General features: G+C 57.0%; 11 protein-coding genes. 5 read left to right on the plus strand and 6 right to left on the minus strand.

Annotation, left to right across the window (positions count from 1 at the left end; genetic code table 11):
* The first annotated feature begins 7 nt into the window (after window positions 1-7).
* Complete coding sequence (gene proS / locus NB063_RS23150; RefSeq protein ID WP_250931275.1) at window positions 8-1,507, plus strand: proline--tRNA ligase; 1,500 nt, start codon at window positions 8-10, stop codon at window positions 1,505-1,507.
* Here the strand turns inward: proS and NB063_RS23155 are convergent.
* From NB063_RS23155 to NB063_RS23170, 4 genes are all read right to left on the minus strand, one after another.
* Entirely contained in the window at window positions 1,458-3,254 is a 1,797-nt protein-coding gene (locus tag NB063_RS23155; RefSeq protein ID WP_250931276.1) for an apolipoprotein N-acyltransferase, read from the minus strand. The genes proS and NB063_RS23155 overlap by 50 nt on opposite strands.
* Before the next feature lie 172 nt (window positions 3,255-3,426).
* Window positions 3,427-4,482 carry an alpha/beta hydrolase family protein gene (locus NB063_RS23160; RefSeq protein ID WP_250931277.1) on the minus strand — a complete coding sequence of 352 codons (1,056 nt, stop codon included), beginning with the start codon at window positions 4,480-4,482 and terminating at the stop codon, window positions 3,427-3,429.
* A gap of 224 nt (window positions 4,483-4,706) precedes the next feature.
* Window positions 4,707-5,468 (minus strand): hypothetical protein, encoded by a 762-nt coding sequence (locus tag NB063_RS23165; RefSeq protein WP_250931278.1) that lies wholly within the window; start codon window positions 5,466-5,468, stop codon window positions 4,707-4,709.
* Between the two features lie 238 nt (window positions 5,469-5,706).
* Window positions 5,707-7,908: a dockerin type I domain-containing protein gene (locus NB063_RS23170; RefSeq protein WP_250931279.1), complete on the minus strand. Its 2,202-nt coding sequence runs from the start codon at window positions 7,906-7,908 to the stop codon at window positions 5,707-5,709.
* Between the two features lie 282 nt (window positions 7,909-8,190).
* On the opposite strand from NB063_RS23170, the gene NB063_RS23175 reads away from it, so the two are divergent.
* The 3 genes from NB063_RS23175 (at window position 8,191) to NB063_RS23185 (ending at window position 12,891) form a co-directional block, all read left to right on the plus strand.
* Window positions 8,191-8,907: a pathogenesis-related transcriptional factor and ERF protein gene (locus NB063_RS23175; RefSeq protein ID WP_250931280.1), complete on the plus strand. Its 717-nt coding sequence runs from the start codon at window positions 8,191-8,193 to the stop codon at window positions 8,905-8,907.
* A 228-nt stretch (window positions 8,908-9,135) separates the two neighbouring features.
* Window positions 9,136-11,328: a protein kinase domain-containing protein gene (locus NB063_RS23180; protein ID WP_250931281.1), complete on the plus strand. Its 2,193-nt coding sequence runs from the start codon at window positions 9,136-9,138 to the stop codon at window positions 11,326-11,328.
* Window positions 11,329-11,610: 282 nt separating this feature from the next.
* Window positions 11,611-12,891 (plus strand): TlpA family protein disulfide reductase, encoded by a 1,281-nt coding sequence (locus NB063_RS23185; RefSeq protein WP_250931282.1) that lies wholly within the window; start codon window positions 11,611-11,613, stop codon window positions 12,889-12,891.
* 117 nt (window positions 12,892-13,008) lie between these two features.
* Here NB063_RS23185 and NB063_RS23190 read toward each other — a convergent pair whose 3' ends face one another.
* Complete coding sequence (locus NB063_RS23190) at window positions 13,009-14,355, minus strand: nucleotide sugar dehydrogenase (RefSeq protein WP_250931283.1); 1,347 nt, start codon at window positions 14,353-14,355, stop codon at window positions 13,009-13,011.
* Between the two features lie 19 nt (window positions 14,356-14,374).
* Complete coding sequence (locus NB063_RS23195; protein WP_250931284.1) at window positions 14,375-17,194, minus strand: O-antigen ligase family protein; 2,820 nt, start codon at window positions 17,192-17,194, stop codon at window positions 14,375-14,377.
* Between the two features lie 114 nt (window positions 17,195-17,308).
* Between NB063_RS23195 and NB063_RS23200 the strand changes: the two genes are divergently transcribed.
* Window positions 17,309-18,754: an amidohydrolase gene (locus NB063_RS23200; RefSeq protein ID WP_250931285.1), complete on the plus strand. Its 1,446-nt coding sequence runs from the start codon at window positions 17,309-17,311 to the stop codon at window positions 18,752-18,754.
* Window positions 18,755-18,795: the final 41 nt, after the last annotated feature.

The raw sequence follows: 18,795 nt of genomic DNA on the forward strand, positions 1-18,795 counted from the left end.
TCTTCCTATGGCCCCCAAGACCGCGATCAGCCCGACCCGTGAGGCGGATTATCCCGAGTGGTATCAACAGGTGATCCGTGCCGCTGATTTGGCCGAGAACTCACCAGTGCGTGGATGCATGGTGATCAAGCCATGGGGGTATCAGCTTTGGGAAAACATTCAACGCGCACTTGACGACAAGTTCAAAGCGACCGGGCACCAAAACGCGTACTTCCCGCTGTTCATCCCGATGAGCTTTCTCGAAAAAGAGGCCGAGCACGTCGAAGGTTTTGCCAAGGAATGTGCCGTCGTCACTCACCATCGACTTGAGCCCGATCCGGACGGCGGGTTGCGGCCTGCCGGTAAACTCGAAGAGCCCCTGATCGTCCGTCCGACCAGCGAAACGATCATCGGTGCCACCTATGCAAAATGGGTGCAGAGCTACCGTGATCTGCCGATCCTTATCAACCAGTGGGCCAACGTGGTCCGTTGGGAAATGCGGACACGCATGTTCTTGCGAACCGCCGAGTTTCTTTGGCAAGAAGGCCATACCGTTCATGCAACGGCTGAAGAAGCGATCGCGGAGACTGAGCAGATGGTCGACGTCTATCGCGATTTCGCCCAGGATTGGATGGCGATGCCGGTGATCGTCGGAAGCAAGACGCCGAAAGAGCGATTCCCCGGTGCCGTGGAAACGTTATCGATCGAAGCGATGATGCAAGACCGTAAGGCACTTCAGGCCGGAACGAGCCACTTCCTCGGGCAGAACTTCGCCAAGGCGCAAGAGATCAAATTCCAGAGTGAAACGGGTGGCATTGAATACGCGTGGACGACTTCGTGGGGTGTTAGCACCCGGTTGATCGGAGCGCTGATCATGACGCACAGCGATGACGATGGCCTCGTTTTGCCGCCGCGTTTGGCACCTTCGCAAGTCGTTATTCAGCCGATCTACAAAGACGACTCGCGTACCGAGGTGATGGAATACGTCAAATCGCTGCGTGACGAAATCGCGGCCCAAACTTATGCCGGTGCCCCGATCCGAGTCGTCATTGACGATCGCGATATCCGCGGCGGTGAGAAAAAGTGGTATCACGTCAAACGTGGTGTGCCGATCCGTTTGGAAATTGGCCCCAAAGACATCGCGAAAGACAGCGTCTTCTGTGGTGTCCGCAACCAACCGAAGAGCTTTGGTGTGTCACGAAAGGAACTCGTCAGCACGATTTCGACAATGCTGGAGACGCTGCAAAGTGAACTATTTGCAGCGGCACTCGAGTTACGTGAATCGAACACCGTCACCATCACGAACGAAGCCGAGTTCCGGGACTTCTTCACGACCACAGACGAGAACAAGATTCACGGCGGGTTCGCACACTGCCACTTCGCCGACGAAGATGCGATCGAGCAGTTGTTGAAGGAACTCAAGGTCACGATTCGCTGTGTGCCACGCGACGGTAACGCCGAACCGGGAACCTGTTTCTTTAGCGGTCGTCCCGCCGAAAAAATGGGCGTCTTCGCCAAAGCTTATTAAGCACGACGGCCAATCCGACGAGCCACGCCGCTGCCATTGGCAATACCGGCGTGGCGCCGTATCGCACGTAAGTGCTAACGCGATCGTCGAGTTTTGGCTCTGCCAGGATCTCTCCGGCGGTGTCGAAACTCAGTTTTTCAACAACCCGGCCGCTGCTGTCGATCCACGCCGTCGGACCGCCGTTGGCCGCGGATAGAATCGGTCGGCGGCATCCCACGGATACCATTTGAGCGCACCGGAGATGGTGCGCGACGACGGCGGAGTGGTCGAACCAAGCGTCGTTGGTCAATGTCACGATCACGTCCGGCAGTGAATCAGGATCGTCTTGCAAAATCGCTCGCATGTGATTGACCGATACGCGTTCGACCGCGGTTTCGATGCACAAATTAGGGAGCACGTTGAGCGACGCGACTCGGAACACCGCCGGTCCCGTCCCTGCGTCGAGGCCGAGCCCCGGTGGGACGTATGCTTTGAGTACGGGGATCGATTTGATCAGTGGAATGTATTCACCGAACATCACCAAGTGATTCTTTGCATAGGTGTTTCGAACTTGCCCGTCGGGACCAATGTGGATCACGCCGCTGAATTGCTTTGCCGTTTTGCCGTATCTGACAACACCGCATCCACCGATGATGGATGGTGATCGAGGCGGATCGCCGCTGGCCATTGCCGAAACGAGGTCTACCGAGCGGCGTGTGAAATCGTCGCGGGTTTGCGAGATGATTTGACGCATTTGTTCTGCGCTCATCTCTTCGCCATATCCACCACCTCGCATCTCGGCGGGCACGACCAGGTCATCTTCAGCGATGTACCAGGGCTGACCGCCGGACAACATCGACTCAGGCCACACGACCGCATCGATCGGACGTTCGCTGCGGCGGACCGCGGTGATTGATTGTCGCGCGTAGGCGGAAAAAATATCCAGCTCCCGCTGCTGATCCTGCTGGTATTCGGTCTGCTCGTCCCGCCCCACCAATAGGAACGTCACGTCTGAGTCCGTGGTTTCGTGTTGCAGTGCCCCCGACCCATAAACATGGGCCGATACGAGAGCAACGATCGCAATCGGCAAGGACGATTGCCAGCCCACGCAGGCAACCTTCCATCGCGAGGACGGTTCACTTGTTGGCAATGGACTTGTTGTCAGTTCATCCGCTGGTTCAGGCGTATGCCGTTTGGACCATCGGGCAAACGCCAGATCGGCAACCGCAACGTTGACCACAACGATCAGAAAGCTAACGCCGTAGCTCCCAAAGCAATCTGCGATTTGGATCAAAGTGGGGTGGGACATTCCCGCGAGTGAATGGCCCAGCATCAAGACCGAAATCCCGGTCGCAAAATAGTTCCGCAAACATTCACCGCCGACCCAGATGACGGCGGCAACCAATGCGAAAGGGATGCCACGGGTGATCCGAGCGATGGAGTTGGTGTCACGGTCAATGCGCAACCATTGCCGGATCATCGCCAGGAACAACAACGGATAAACTGCGAGATATCCCGCCAACGCGATCAGCGGTAGGACCATCAACGGGTGGGCGTAGCGAAGTCCTTGGAGCGAGACGAAGTAATAGCCAAAAAACGCAAAGTAAATGGCTGCCTTCCATCTCGCCCGCTCTTGTTTTGCGATCCAAAACAACGGTGCCAACGCGATGAGTGCGAGAAGCCAAAGGTTGGTCGTTGGCCCCGTCAGATAGAGCAGCGTTACCGAAATCAATGCTCCGGCCCAAATGCTCTTTGACTGTGATTTCATCGCTGCACTTCCATGTGTTTCTGTCATTGTGGACTGGGCGGATCCCACGCGGGCCATTCGGACGTGCTCGCCGTTTGGTGGAGCGACCCGCAGCGGCCGCGCCCGTCATGCGATCACCAATACGATCGAGCTTGCTTTATCCTAGAAACGCCGAATTCACCCCGCACTCGAACTATTGCGGCGGCGTGAGAATGTGTTTTCGAAGATTGGCCTCGATCCGACGATCGGAAATGTATTCCAAAAAGTCGTGTTCGGAACCCACCGCACGGGACGAGTTGAATTGCTGCACACGATACGAGTGATCGGGAAAATGATTCAAGCCACAAATCCCGGTGTATCCCAGAGCTGGGTTTTTGCCGTCGAAACGCGTGAACTTATACAGCCCCAGATAGGTGTCCCGGCTGTTGTAGAGCAGAAACAGATCGTTGATTTGGTGATAGGCCTGCGAACGGACACTGATCATGCAGTCGTTGCGAATGGCCGGCACCACCAACGCCACATTGAAGCGATTCCTCGACATTTCCGGTTGGTATCCCGCCACTGAATGACCGAGGCCGCATCCGTCCACACTTCCGCCTCCGACCAAGTGCAATGCACCGAGAGTGAGGCGTCCGCCGAAGCTGAAGCCGATCAGCGATACTTGGCAATTTGGGTCGATTCGCTGTAAGAAGCGGGCCAAATGAAACGCGTGCTGGTCGGCTTTCCCGGCTTTGATTCGCACGTCGCGGATAGGGCCGGGAATGGCGTCCGAGGGCCACGTCCAGATGACAAAACGGACCGGGGGAGCGTCTTTCCAGGGCAAGATGGTCCGGTCATAGGTCTGCAATCCACGTCGAATCGTTTTGTCAATGGACCAGCGATTTCCGTGAATAAAGATCACCACGGGACGATTCATGCCGCTCGGATCAGGACCGAAGAAATTCGCGGTAGATCCTGATTGCCAGTGGTTACCCTGGATCCGAAGTCGAACGTCGAGCGATTCGGTGGGGGCGTTTCGCGATCCCAGGTTTCGGCTGCTGATTAACCAAATCTCATCGCTCGCTCGCGAATCGAACGCTGCCGTTGGAGTCGCCTCGAGGCGTTGCTCGATGACCTCTTCGGGTAGGTGTGGCGAGACGGCAGGTTGTACTTCCAGGTCGTCTTCAGTGGCGGGGATGCCGTCTTGCTGAAGGATCGATTCGCCGTTGCGTGCGGTTTCCGAATATTCGCTCGGTTCGGCGAAAATCACCTGCCCATTTGCAACGGTCGTTCCCGATATGACGCAGCAAATTGCGAGACGGAGAAGAAGCGGGCAGCGAAACGGCATGAAAAGACTCGCGGTGTGGGGGAACTACGCAGTCTAATCTTAGGTCAAGAACTGGGGCCGAACGCGCCAATTTTGAAGCGATTATCTGGCACCCACAGCCTGAAGTACGAGATCCAGGCAGGCCGATGTTCCCGCGATATGCCGGGTTACTTCAACCGAAACTCAACCGCGCCGGTGAGGGCAACGGCATCCTCGGTGCCGATTTGCCCGGCCTCCCATGTGGTCATGTCTCGCAAGTAATCAACGCCAGCGACGAATCGCATCGGAATGCCGAATCGGTCACAGTCCGCTTTCACATCGACTCCCCACGTGGTTGTGAATTTGGAAATCGTCTCGTGATTGACCGCATCATCGTAGCGACCGTCGAAGTCATAAAGTCCGATCTTCAAGTCGATCCAAATCGGCTGTCGGCCGAAGGTCGTTTCCCACCCGCCGATGATTTTGGCCCCGATGTAGTCGCTGCTGATCTCGCGGTTGCCCCAATCTCGGTCCCACTGCATTTGGCTGAAGCCGGTTCCCGCTGACAGTTCTCCGATTGCGAACGACCACGTGTCCCGCAGCAGGAACTCGTAGGCAAACATCTCGACCGAGTCGGTGACCCCGTATTCGACGCCACCCTCGACGCTTGTGAGAAACCCTTCAAAACGATGATGCCCCGACAGTTCGAGGGTCGTTCCGATCGAGTCGCCCGAGTCCGAGGCGCCACCGGCGTCGGAGAGCTCCGGCAGCAGCGGGGCCCAGATTCCGATGCTGCCGTCGATGGGTGAACCTTCAATGGCGGACGCGGGCACGTGTTCGAAAGTTCCCGATCCGACGATGAAACCGAGGCAGGTAACCGCAGCGAATGCGGCCGATGCCAAACGGCGGCGGACAGGGACGGACCGGAGTGGGGATGAGTTTGCAGACATAAGTAAACGGCCGAGGAATTCGCGGTCGAAGAATAGGTGTTCTTCGTCGGATCGGTTCGGTCGTGGAAGCGTCTGAACTGAATCTGAGGCATCTGCCGAGCAGCGAGCAAGCAATCGTCGTACCTTTTGCCCGGTTTGCCTATTTTGGGAGGTCGCGGGTTTTCATCGCCGACCGGACGCTCTCTCGAGTGATTTCGAATATCTGTGGGGGGGCAAGGGGCCTCTCCTGGTCTTACGCTCAGAGAACCGTGAACGCGGGTAACTCGAGAGACATCGTGGAAGGCTCGTTGTCGAGGAATGCTTCCTCGAAGAAACGATCTATCTCGTCTGTCGACGGTTTCGCCGCCGCACCGGTGTCAGCCGCTGATTGATCGACCCATTTGCCGTCAGGTTGTGTGGACGGCAAAAGCTCGTCGATCGGGGCATCGTCGGCAGCCGTAGTCGATTCGAATACTGTCGTGGTGGGCGCCGCCGCGACAGTAGCGTTGACCTGTGTCGATCTCACGAGGGTCTCGCCGCCGGGTTCGCTGCCGCCGGGCGAGTTTCTATTGAGAAAATTGATGACCTGCAGCGCATCGACGGCGGTGATGAATTTGTCGCCGGATACGTCGTAGTAGCCTTTGCCAGTGACGGTGGCGGCGTCGATGGACGAGTCGCCGGTGGAGAGATTGAGCTGGTTGATGATTTGGAGCGCGTCGACTTCGGTGACCCCACCTGATCCATTCACATCTTGCGGGAACAAGACGTTCGTTCGCGGTGGGACGGCGGCGACCCCCCCGGGAAGATTGATGACAAAGTTTCTCGCGGTCAGACGAGGGAAGAAAACGATCGCATAGGCTTCGCCTTTGACCAGCGACGCGGCGGCAATGCCCGTGGAACCGTATTGGCCGATGACGTTTTGGTTTTTGTCAAGCAACAGCACCGCTTCACTGATTTGGTCGACATTGGACGCCGTCACACTGAGCGTTTGCGTCGAGCCGGCGCGGAATACGATCGCACGAGCTTGGTTGTCACCGGGAATTGCCAAGGGGTTGGTGAGGGTCGCGAGATCAAGCTGCGGGACTTTTTTCCAGTCCACGCCATCGTCGTCAAAAATCGTGAGACGGAAATCGGTGGTCGAACCTTGCTTCACGGTGATCACGTCGTTGAGTGAAACCGTGACCGCCTCGGTCGTTTCGTCGACGGCATCGTCGACAACATTGATGGTGATGGTGGCCGTCCGTTGGTTGGGAGCGAACACGAAACTCGTGGACGACAATTGCACATCCGAAGTCGTCGACGCGGCTCCCGTGACGGTGACCGGCAACGTGATCGCGGTTGCCGAGTTAGCCGATAACGTCGCGGTGACTTCTACGGAGCCCACGCCTTCGGTGACAACGGCAGATTGAGTCGTCATCGTGATGGTCGGCCGCGTGTCGCCGGTCAATTGCCAGCCGATGTCGTCGAGCACGGCAAAATCGAGTTCCGAGAACAGTTCGCTCGTGTCGATGCTCGCCGTCATGATCGTTGGTTGCAGGGCGACGACCGATTGAGCGATGTGTTGTCCATTGAGCGGCACGTGCCCAGATCCGACGTAAACAGCATCGGTTTTGGGACCGTTGAACTGACCGCCCCCGGCGCGGATGATGAACGAGTCCGAGATTCCGTGGCCGAGAACGTGAGCGAGTTCGTGCTGGGCAAACGTCAGAAAACGCAATTGATTCTCTTCGATCGGCCCATCCTCGAAGTTCCATGCGTTGACGGTTTCGCTACGGCTATCAAAGCTGATCGATGCCACGAATGGCGCAAAGTCGGTCGCACCCGCACCCGACGTCGTGCCTTCCCCGCGGGTCAGCAGCGTCCTGCCGAAGGCGTCGCACGCGGCCTGGGTGCCGGTGGTGCAGGAATAACTAAATGGTTGGTTGATGCCGTCGGCGTGGGCGCGGGTCTTGTCGGTCGCCGAAGCATCGAGGCTTTGAAGGTTGCGCGTTCCCACGTACACAACGATCTCATTGGCGGCGGCTGAAAAATTGCTCGGCAATTTCGTGTTCACGCCCGTTGACGGGTTGGTGTAGTGCGCCTGCCAACTGTAACTGGAGTTGGATGCCGGAATTGCCTCGAGCGTGTCGGTGAGACGGTCGGTGAGGAACCGGCCGGCCTGTTCCAGCAACGCTTGACGTTGCGGGTTGTTTTTGAAGAAACCGGTGTCGTGGGTGTAATCGAACCGGAAATGCACGGTGCTGGTGGTTTCCCCCTCGGCGGCTCGCTCCGTCGAGATCGGCTGCTCCAGCGTGTCCGTCGGCACGGAAATTTCAGCGGCGACATCACTTGAAGGGACCGCCACCAAAACATCGCCGGCCAGCATTGCTCGCCGTTCGAGAGCTTCCGATCGCAGGAATCGGTGGCGACTTTTTCCCGTCAACGTGTCGTGATGGGGACGGTAGCGCAAAAGAGGTTTCATGGAAACGTGCCGATTACCCGTATGTGGAATGTTCAGCGGTGAACACTTTTGATTCGGAGGTCATCATATTCGACGGTTGGATCCAGACGTTAGGGCTAAAATTCTAAATCCCCATAAACGGGTGGTGGTCTTTTGTGCACTTCGCGTGAGTGGCGGTCGCAATGGAGCGTTCGCTCAGGTTCAACGGCTTGTAATCCGACGGGGCGGTGATTTTAATGTCCCCTGGTTTTTCGTTTATGATTTTGGCCCGTTTCTCTTTCTTCACACCCAGACCATTCTCGCATGTCCACCACGACTGTCGCCAAAGGCATCACCCGATTCGAAATGGAAAATCGCAGCGGGTATATGGTGCGGATCTCCCGAGGTGGGACGCGAGTTAACAAGTATTTCTCCGACAGCAAGAATGGGGGTAAACGAAAAGCGTTTGCCGCCGCCAAGAAGGCGTATGATGACTTGCTCGCCGAGATGGGCCCTCCGGAAAACTCCACGCGGAACCGTTTGACGTCGCGGAATACTACGGGTGTCGTGGGCGTTCACGTCGCCTACTCGCAAGACAATCGTTATCCAGGGTGTGCGTACTCGGCATACTGCGCCTCCTGGGTCACCGAAGATGGACGACGCGAAAAGGCGAGTTTTGCCTGGAACAAGTACGGCGAAGATCGGGCGTTCGAACTTGCGGTCTTGGCTCGAGAACGACAGATTACCGACCGGGATCAAGTCGTCGCGATCTATGAACGCTCGGCTGCTGGTAAAAAGGCGAAACGCAAAGTCTCTAAGAAGGCTGCGAAGCCGGTGACGAAACGAGCCAGCAAGAAAGCGTCGGCAAAAAAGAGCGTTAAGAAATCGGTCAAAAAGTCGGCTCGCAAGGTCGCTAAGAAATCGGTGAAGAAGTCCGCTAGAAAGACGGCGAAGAAATCAGTTAAGAAGGCCGCAAGCAAGAAAACGGCGAAGAAGGCTGCGAAGAAAGTCTCAAAGAAGCGAACGACGAAACGGCGTTAGTGAGCAAACTCGCGGGGGACATTGATTTAATTACTGCGGGACTTCCAATGTAGCGGAACGGCGCGAGCCGTCCGGTGACTCGGGACCGGACGGCTCGCGCCGTTCCGCTAAAAAAGCACTAAAACAATCAACGTCCCGCGCGATCGCAGATTGTAAATCTCGAATCGGGTAAGGCAACGAATTTCCTTTTAATAGGTGGTGTTGGCCGGGCGAATCAAGGAATCTGTGATGGCGACACTGCTCGATACGATCTTCGGCGACAAGAACTTGTCGCAGCGTTTGGCTGAAATGCCATCGGACGCCAAAACGATCACGTTATCTTTGACGGAAGCCCGCCTCACTTTGGAACATCCGGAGTGGACAGACTCTGGTCCCATACCTCCGCTGCTTCAGCAAACCGTTGATGAGCAGACGGACTTGGCCGCGCTGCGGGCCGATGAAGGGTTTGTGCCGCCTCGCAAAGTCATCTCGCTGGGCCAACTGACGTCAACGGCGGAAGGCGGAGCAGCTGCCGGACAGGGGGCTGGAGGAGGCATCGACGATATCGAGTATCGTTTGATCGGCAAACTCGGCAGTGGGGGCACGGGCATCGTTTATCAGGCACACCAACGGGCCATCGACCGCGAGGTCGCCGTCAAAGTGTTGCGTCATGAACTCGCCGGAGATCGTCAATCCCGACATCGCTTCTTGACCGAAGCTCGCGTAATCGGTTCCCTCGATCATCCCAACGTGATCGCATTGCATGACCTCTGCATCGATTCCGAAGGGCACTTGTTCTATGCGATGAAACGTATCGATGGGACGAGTTGGGACCAACAGATCGATCAGTTCAGCGTAGAAGAGAACCTGACGATTCTCTTGCGAGTTGCCGACGCGATTCGTTACGCCCATTCACGCGGTCTAATCCATCGTGATATCAAACCCGAAAACGTCATGCTCGGGCGTTTCGGTGAGGCGTTGGTAGCCGACTGGGGACTCGCGATACAATTGCACCGCCCGAAAGGCACCGCAGCGACATCTGAATGGTCCTCTGGTGGCAGTGCCATCGGTGGAACGCCCGCCTACATGGCACCGGAGCAAGCGTCCGGCATGCTCGAAGAAATCAGCATGCTGACTGATGTCTACCTGCTCGGTGCGATTCTGTTTCAAATACTGACCGGACGGCCGCCGCATCGCGGCACAAGTTTGTTGGATTGCATCCACTCAGCCGCCAACAACGTGATCCAGCCCACGGAGGTGGTCGGTGAGTTGATGGATGCGGCGATGAAAGCGATGGCGACGGATCCGAAACAGCGTTATCAAAGTGTCGAAGAATTCATCTCGGCGATTACCGATCACCGGACGCATCAAGAGAGCGAGCGTTTGGTGCGCCGTGCCCGACGACGTGTCTGGCCGCAACAAAGTGATGCATCGGGCACGCAGGATGCCGATCCGACGACGGAGGAAACCTACGAACGGTTCCGCGTCGGGCAGGCGCTGCTGCATGAAGCGATCGAATTGTGGCCGGAGAACATTCGCGCGACCGACACGCTCAAACAGGTGCAACTTGAATTCGCGAGATTCACCGCGGGGCGGGGTGACCTGGACCTATCACTGCGTCTCTATGCGGCGGCGGGCGAAGCAGACTGCGAGGCGGCGGTTCGCGTGCGGCGGGATCGCGATCGGCGAGACAAGGTGCGCGAAAGCCATGCGAAATACTCCGCGCTGTTCACTCAGTCACCCGAAGCCGGGTTGCTGATCCGTTGGGACGATGGTGTCGTGCTCGAGGCCAACAACGCGTGTCTGACAATGCTGGGGTATGAAGAAGGAGAGTTGGTAGGCGGCAAAATCGCAGAGCTTGAAATTTGGGCCTGTCCCAAACACCGCAAAAACTTTGTCGAGACGCTCACCCGCGAAGGACATGTGGAGAATTTCGAAACGCAGTTTCTACGCAAATCGGACACTCAGGATCGATTGATCGACGTTTTGATTAGCTCGCGAACGGTAAGCGTCAACGGGAACGAGATGTTGCTGTCGACGATCCGCGACATCACCCAACGGCGCGACGCGGAACGCAATCTCGAACAGAGTCGTCGGCGATTGCGAGATCTCCAGCGGCTCGCCGGGTTGGGCACCTGGTCGTTCGATCCACGCACCGAAGTGATTCAGTGGTCCGAAGAGACGTTTCGTTTATCCGGTCGCGATCCTGAGAAAGGCGTGCCAAGCTTCGATGAATTCTTTGATCAAATTCATCCAGACGATCGCGAGCGTTTGAACCTCGTTTTGGACCAGGCACTCAAAACCGGCACCTCCTATCAGCTCCATATTCGTCAACGTGATGACGAAGGAAACTACCGCTCGCTCCTCACGCGGGGTCGGCCGGTGATCGACGATGATGGCAAAACGATCGAAGTTTATGGGATTGTGATGCCGGGCAACTGAGCGTCGAGGTGGGACGCAGGTATGGGGGCGTTGATGTCTGCACCCATTCGATCCAGGGGGGCATGTCATCACGCCGCCGCAGGTGCACGCGTGTGGATTGCTGCGTTAAATGGGCACCGACCCCTACATTGCCTGCGCCCAATGGGTTCAATCTCGGGTGCTAGCGGAAACTCCGGTGGGAATCGAATTTGAGGACCACACGTGAAAGATTAGGTTCGATATGATGAGCGGTGAAGGTTGACTCCTTTTCCACTTCGACTCAAAACTTACCGAGAGATCTAGATGAACCGTCGCTTCAATCCCGCGAATGTCATTTCGTTGCGTCGTCTGATATTGCCCGCCGTCTGCGGTGTGCTCCTGACGGGTGGAACCGCAGTCAGTCATCTCGCTTGGGCGGACGCACCGGCGGACACCGAGACCAAAGCGGCTGCGGAAGAAACGCCTGCCGATGAGGTGGCTGAAAAGTCCGAAGAGGCTGAAGAAGCCGAAGAGGATGCTCCCATCGTGATCCCGGACGGGACTCCAGAAGAACTCTTTAAGTTTGCGAGTGACGCGATGCGCAACCGTGGGCGTACCCGTGAGGAGGTGGTTCGTTCGGCGCGAACGGTCATCGATACGGCGGCAAAAATTCGCACCCTCGACGACGTGACGCTGGAAACGGAACTGAAGGCCATCGGCTTGCAAGTTCCCGCACTCAAGTTCCTGGCCCGTTTTGACAAGGACGCCGCTACCGAATTGGAAACGCTGATGGAATCATTTGCGGATGATGAGCGGGCCGAGATTCGAAACTTCGCCGTGATGGAACAACTCACGGGCAAAATCCTGTCGGTTCGCAGTATGGACGAAGAAGGTCAACAAGCTCTCGTCGCACAAGTTCTTCAAATCGCTGAAGAGAGCGGTATCAGTTCGCAGCTGTATTCGCTCGCCTCTCGGCTCGCCAGCGGTCTGGCGGCTGTTGATAAGACGGACATGGCGGTTTCGCTGTACAACAATATCGCCGATCGGATGGAGCAATCCGACGACAAACAAATTCAGGATTTGGCATCCCGAGCACGCGGGTCGGCTCGCCGGCTGGGATTGATGGGCAACGAAATAGAACTCGAAGGTACCACCGGAGATGGCGAACCGTTTGACTGGTCGGCCTATCGCGGCAGGGTGGTTCTGGTCGATTTCTGGGCTTCATGGTGTGGACCATGTCGCGGTGAAATCCCGAACATGAAACGCAACCTGGAAGCCTACGGCGATGACTTTGCGGTCGTCGGTATCAACATGGACCGAACCGTGGAAGCGATGCAGAAGTGCATCGAAGAAGAAGAAATCGCATGGGTAAACATCGTCGGCGATGAAGACAATGGCATGGGTTGGGACCATCCGATTGCGAGATACTACGGCGTATCAGGCATCCCGACCGCTATCCTTGTCGACCAAGAAGGCAAGGTGGTTTCGCTTTCGGCGCGTGGTAAACGACTCGATGCTTCACTTGCCGAACTGCTCGGTCCGCCCAAGGAAGTGGAACCCGAAGCGGAAGCCGATTCCGAGCCAGCCGAGGAAGAAGACGAGTAGTCAACGACGGAGGGTGTCGAAAGATATCGGGCGATGACGAGGCTGTGCTTCGTCGTCGCCCTGTTTCTGATCCATCGGCGAGAAGTCGTTGGCTTGGGAGGCGGCGTCGAAAGACGATTACGCCTTGAGTGTTTTGGCCAACCGGATGTCCGCCGACAGCGTGGCGGTTGCGTTACGCGTGTCGACGATGAACTGTGACCATTGTGCCAGCTCATCGATGTTCAGGCACTCGTGCCAAGTTGAGATCACCACGAGGTCGTAACCGGCGATCGTGTTTTGGTCCCAGTAAACGCTTTCTTTTCCGGCCCAGTGTGCGTGTTCGCGGGAGGGCCGAATAATAGGGACGTACGGGTCGTGGTAATCGATTTCGGATCCCGCCGCTTGGAAACGATCGAGCAGTTCGTAGGAGGGTGATTCGCGGTCGTCGTCGACATTCGGTTTGTACGCTAATCCGATCAACAACACCCGGCTGCCGTTGAGTGGTTTCTTTTGCGTGTTCAGCGCGTCGGCACATCGCCGGACGACATGTGCGGGCATTGAGCGATTGATTTCACCGGCGAGTTCGATGAAACGCGTGTGGATCCCAAATTCTCGTGCCTTCCACGTCAAATAGAATGGATCGATCGGGATGCAGTGACCACCGAGGCCAGGCCCGGGGTAAAACGGTTTGAATCCAAACGGTTTGGTGCTGGCGGCGGCAATCACTTCCCAAATATCGATGCCCATCGAGTCCGCAACGAGCTTGAGTTCATTGACCAAGCCGATGTTCACGCTGCGGTAGATGTTCTCGAGCAATTTGGTCAGTTCGGCAACGGCCGTGCTGCTGACCGGCACGATCTTTTGGAAGACGCTGCCGTAGAGTTCAGTTCCCGCCGCGAGGCAAGCGGGCGTGTGACCACCGACAACTTTGGGGATATTGGTCGCCGCAAATTCTGGGTTACCGGGATCTTCGCGTTCGGGCGAATAGATCACAAACGCATCGATACCCACTCGCAGGCCAGCCGCTTCGACACGTGAGACGAGTTCTTCCTCGGTGGTGCCCGGGTACGTCGTGCTCTCAAGACTGATCGCCTGGTTTGCCCTCATATAGGGCACGATCGCTTCGATCGTTTTCACGACATAGGACAAGTCTGGTTCGAAGTGTTCGTCCAACGGTGTCGGGACGCACAGGATAATCGCGTCGACTTCGCGGATCTGGCTGAAGTCGGTTGTCGCGGCCAATTTTCCTGCCCGCACGCCTCGCCCTATCGTGTCGGCGGGAATGTGTTTGATGTAACTTTGACCCGCATTGATCTGTTTGGTCTTTTCCGCGTCGATGTCAAAACCGATGGTGTTGAAACCTCCGTCAGCGTACGAGATCGCGAGTGGTAGGCCGACGTATCCCAAGCCCACGATTCCGATCGAGGCTTCCTTGCTGCGAATTCGTTTGGTCAACGTGTCGGTGACGGCAGAAGATGTTTTCATAATCGAACAGTCTATTTCATCACCGACCGGGAAGATTCAAGATCGCGTCAATTTTTTTGCGATCGACTTGGGGGGCGTCATCGGGTTGTGTCAGTTGTTTTCGATTCTCTTCGGCGATCCGATCGATAAAACGTTGGAAACGGGCGTCCGCCGAAATGCTTTGACGACCCAAACGCGCCTGCGAAAGCGCCTCGGAAGTCATGTCGTTCGCTAGCAGGTTCTCGATCAATTCCACCCGGAAGTTGGCTTGATCGGGCGCCAGTCGAATTGCACGTTGGAAATAGTCCTGTCCCTTTTCGGTGTCGCCGAGATAGAAGTGGAGCTTGCCAACGAGAGCGTGGCAGGTGGCCCGTTGCACCATGGTGTCGCCTTCGCCGCACCGGATGATTTCGGTGGCACGGACAAGGAAATCACGCTCGGGATCCTCCCATTTTAAATAATCTGCGGCAGCTAATCGCATCGCCTGCGATTCACTCGGGATCACATCACTGATCGACAACTCGGGATTCTCACGAAGCAATCTCATGACTTGGGAGGTGTACCCCGGATTGCTTTGCAGCGAAACGTGCAACGCTTCGGTCGCCTGATCCAGGTCACCGCGCGAGAGTGCGTCTTTCCCCAGTGCGAGCAAACGGACCGCGTCGCCAGCGTAGAAAGTGAGCAAGTGTTTCGCCGCCACGTCGGCCACTTTCTCCGGTGAAGTGATCGGCGCGCCCGTTTGTTTTGCCGTGTCCATTACAACCGGTTTCAGCCGCAGCAAACTGCCGCGAGGTTCCTGGGCGAGGGGGCAAACCACCAGCGTTTCGAGACATGTTTGCCACGCCTCGGAATAGTGTTGCTGGCTTTCGAGACGACCGGGTTGGGGCGGGTCGGGTTCGGGGGGGTAAGGAAGTTCTCGGTTTTGCAGATCTACCTGTTTGTAAATCTCCAGCATTTTCTCCCTGGTCTGCGGTCGCCATTCGAGTGTTTCGGCGACTCGTCCTCGGTCACGTTGCACCATTGCCAATCGGCCTCGTAACAGCGGTGAGGATCTGGTTTCAACGCGTTCCCTGAGCGCCTCTTCCATCTTGGCTAGCGAATCGGGATTCAATCGCCACTGACCGTATTCGTCTTTCAACCGACTGAGCATCGAATCGGAGATCGCGTCCTGATGGAGCCCGGGCAACACGATGGCTCCCGTGACGATCGACGCCACTGTTATCATCCCGGAACCCAACCATCCCGGTGACGACCAATTGCCCATCGTGAGTCCCTTGGGGCTGGACTTCAATCGTATTTTTGGTTGTTCTTCAGTACTCGCCGCTTCGGCCGGTTCGAGTTCTTCGTCATCGTCGTAGTACTCGTCGTATCCGTGGTAACCTTCGGCGGTGATCATGGGCGGTTTGGCGCTCGCGCCCCCGTTGGCGATGTCGCGGGAAATGATGGCGGTGCACAACAGCAACGCAGCGATCAGGTTGGCCGGGATCGCCATTCCCATATCAAAAAACTGAGAGACAACGATCGCGGTGATCGCGTACCAGCCTGCCACCCGCATCCCTTGATCAAGCGGATCCGCCGAATACGACAAACGGTTCAGCGCGATCAGAAGAACGGCCAACAGCCATCCGGCCACGATCACGCCGACAATTCCCGTTTCGACGAGCATCTCCAACCACAGGTTGTCCGCATGTTCAAACCACGAACTTGGCGAAACGATTTGATGAGGAAGGTATGCATATGCGTACGCCGATACGCCCGCTCCGCCGGGCAGGTGAGCTACCGCTGCCCGCCAACCGTCCTGCCAATGCAGCAATCGACCGTCGCTTTGCAACGTATCGGCTTCAGCGGAAAAGAATTCCCAGCGGCTGATCGATTCCAAGTTCAAATTCATCGGCGTGATTAAGACGGCGACCGATATCGCCAGCACCACGATCAGAACGGGAATGCTGATTAATCCTCGGCGGGGGCGAACGTACCCAAAGGCGAGCATCAAACCGAACAGTGCCGCGACGACTCCGCCGCGGGATCCGTTGACCAACAACCCCGCAATGCACGCGGTTCCCGAAAGCAGGCCCACGAACGATTCCCGATCTGAAACCAACGCGAACAAATCATTGAACTCAAAATCCGGGTCATCGAGTTCCACCGAGTGCAGCGCCATCATTCGCCATGAGAGCAAACCCAGGCTCGCGGCCAACCCAAAGTTGAGCATCAAGGCAGCGTTATTGCGGTTTACGAACCCGGCGAACGCGGTCGACTTGGGTTGGAATATCCAAAGGTCGGCAGTCGGATCCAGTTTTCGGTAAAAACCGAGGATCGCGACGCTAGCTCCCGCGATGGCGATCGCGCTAAGCAACATCTGCAATCGACTGCGTGCGTGAAAGACGACCGAGGCGGCAAAGCACAGGGGCAGCAGTATTGTGAACAACGAGGCCACGTGAACGGTGTCTTCGGGTGAGACCGACAGCGGAATTCCAGGGGTTTCACCCCCTCGATCGACGAGTCCATCGAGCCACTGAGTGTAGGCCGCGTGCGAGCCCGGGCTCAGCCAAGCGACGACTCCGCTGGGCAGTGGCAATGTCTGAAACCAAGCGTACCCAACCAGGATCCCGAGCGGCAGCAAAATCGCATGCTGGCGGATACCCGACGACGCGGTGGTATCCGTTAATCCGGGGATCGCGAATACCGCAGCGACGAGAATCCCGATGGCAGCCAGGTATTGGCTCCAGTGATAGACGCCGCCAAAGTCAACCGCCAGAAGCAACGGAATGACCACGAGGAGGGCGGCCGAAATCCACAAGCAAAGGCTTCGTATAAATGAAAACAAGGTGAATTCGGGCAAGACGAGGGGAATAGGCAATGGGAATTTGAGGTGGAAGGACTACCACCCCGGTGTTACCCCCGTTTATCCCAAAAATCGGTCGAGAAAGCGAGCCAGTCGAAGGCCAACGCAAGAACCGGTAATTGAGTTAACATGGGGCGACTGCGAACGGGGACCTCGCCCGCCGACGACACGATGAAATGGACCTTCAACAAAGACACTCTGATGAACGCGACAAGCAATCGATCCGCCCGCCTGCAAAGCCTTGTTTTGCCACTGCTATTATTCGCCTCGCTCGTTTGGGGGCCCCGCCTTGCCGCTGACGATGCGAATGCCACACCAGTCAGCACCCACCGATCAGCGGTCGACGTCAACTCATGGCTGGACGAGCAAATGCTGGACACGCTCAAACTCTACACGTGGTTGCACGCTCACCCCGAAGTTTCGTTTGAAGAAGAGCAAACGGCGGCCAAGCTCGCCGGGATTTGGCGCGAAGCAGGTCTCGAAATGACGACAGGCGTGGGCGGCCACGGGATCGTGGGCGTCTTCAAAAACGGTGACGGCCCGGTGGTGATGTTGCGAACCGATTTGGACGGGTTGCCGGTGACCGAACAAACGCCTGTTGCTTACGCGTCCACGCAAACCACCAAACTCGAAGACGGCAGCACCACCGGCATCATGCACGCCTGTGGACACGACGTGCACATGACGAATTTGACGAAAGTGATTCAATGGATGATGCAGCACCAGGACGCTTGGTCAGGAACGCTGCTTGCCATCGGTCAGCCTGCCGAAGAACGCGGTGCGGGCGCCAAAGCGATGCTCGACGACGGATTGTTTGAACGCTTCCCGCGTCCCGACTACGCACTCGCGATGCACTGCAGTGCCGACACCGCAACGGGCGAAATCGGTCTCCGCGCGGGCTACTCACTCGCCAACGTGGATAGCATCGATATCACCATGAAAGGTCGCGGCGGACACGGATCGGCGCCTCACACAACCATCGATCCGATCGTCCAAGCCGCTGAGTTGGTGATGTCCCTGCAGATGATCGTCAGCCGTGAGGTCTCTCCGATCGAACCGGCGGTGGTGACGGTCGGCTCGATTCATGGGGGTACAAAGCACAACATCATTGGCAACGACTGTCATTTACAGTTGACCGTTCGCAGCTATAGCCAAGAGGTACGAGAAAAAGTGTTGGCCGCGATCAAACGCCGAGCCTTCGCGGTGGCGCAGGCCCACGGAGCGTCGGAGCCCATCTACGTCATCAGTGAGGGAACCCCGTCGCTAAAAAATGATGAGGAATTGGCTGCCCGCATGCGTGAACTTTTTAGTGAACAATTTGGCAGCGAAAACATTCTCGAAGACGACCCGTCCATGGGTGGCGAGGATTTCAGCCGTTACGGGATCGCGGGTGTTCCGATTCTGATGTATCGGGTGGGCACGGTCAGCCGCGCGCGGCTCGACCGGTTTGAAAAGTTGGGGATCCCGCCGGCCTCTCTGCACTCGGCGATTTATTATCCCGACGCGGAGGAAACCTTCCGAGTTTCTGTGCCCGCGATGATCACCGCGGTGCTCGACCTCATGCCGGCCAATTGAACTTTTTGCGACCGGATTGCCCCCCGAGAAACCTTGCCTGG

This window comes from Aporhodopirellula aestuarii, from assembly GCF_023701485.1.
Taxonomy (GTDB): Bacteria; Planctomycetota; Planctomycetia; order Pirellulales; family Pirellulaceae; genus Rhodopirellula; species Rhodopirellula aestuarii.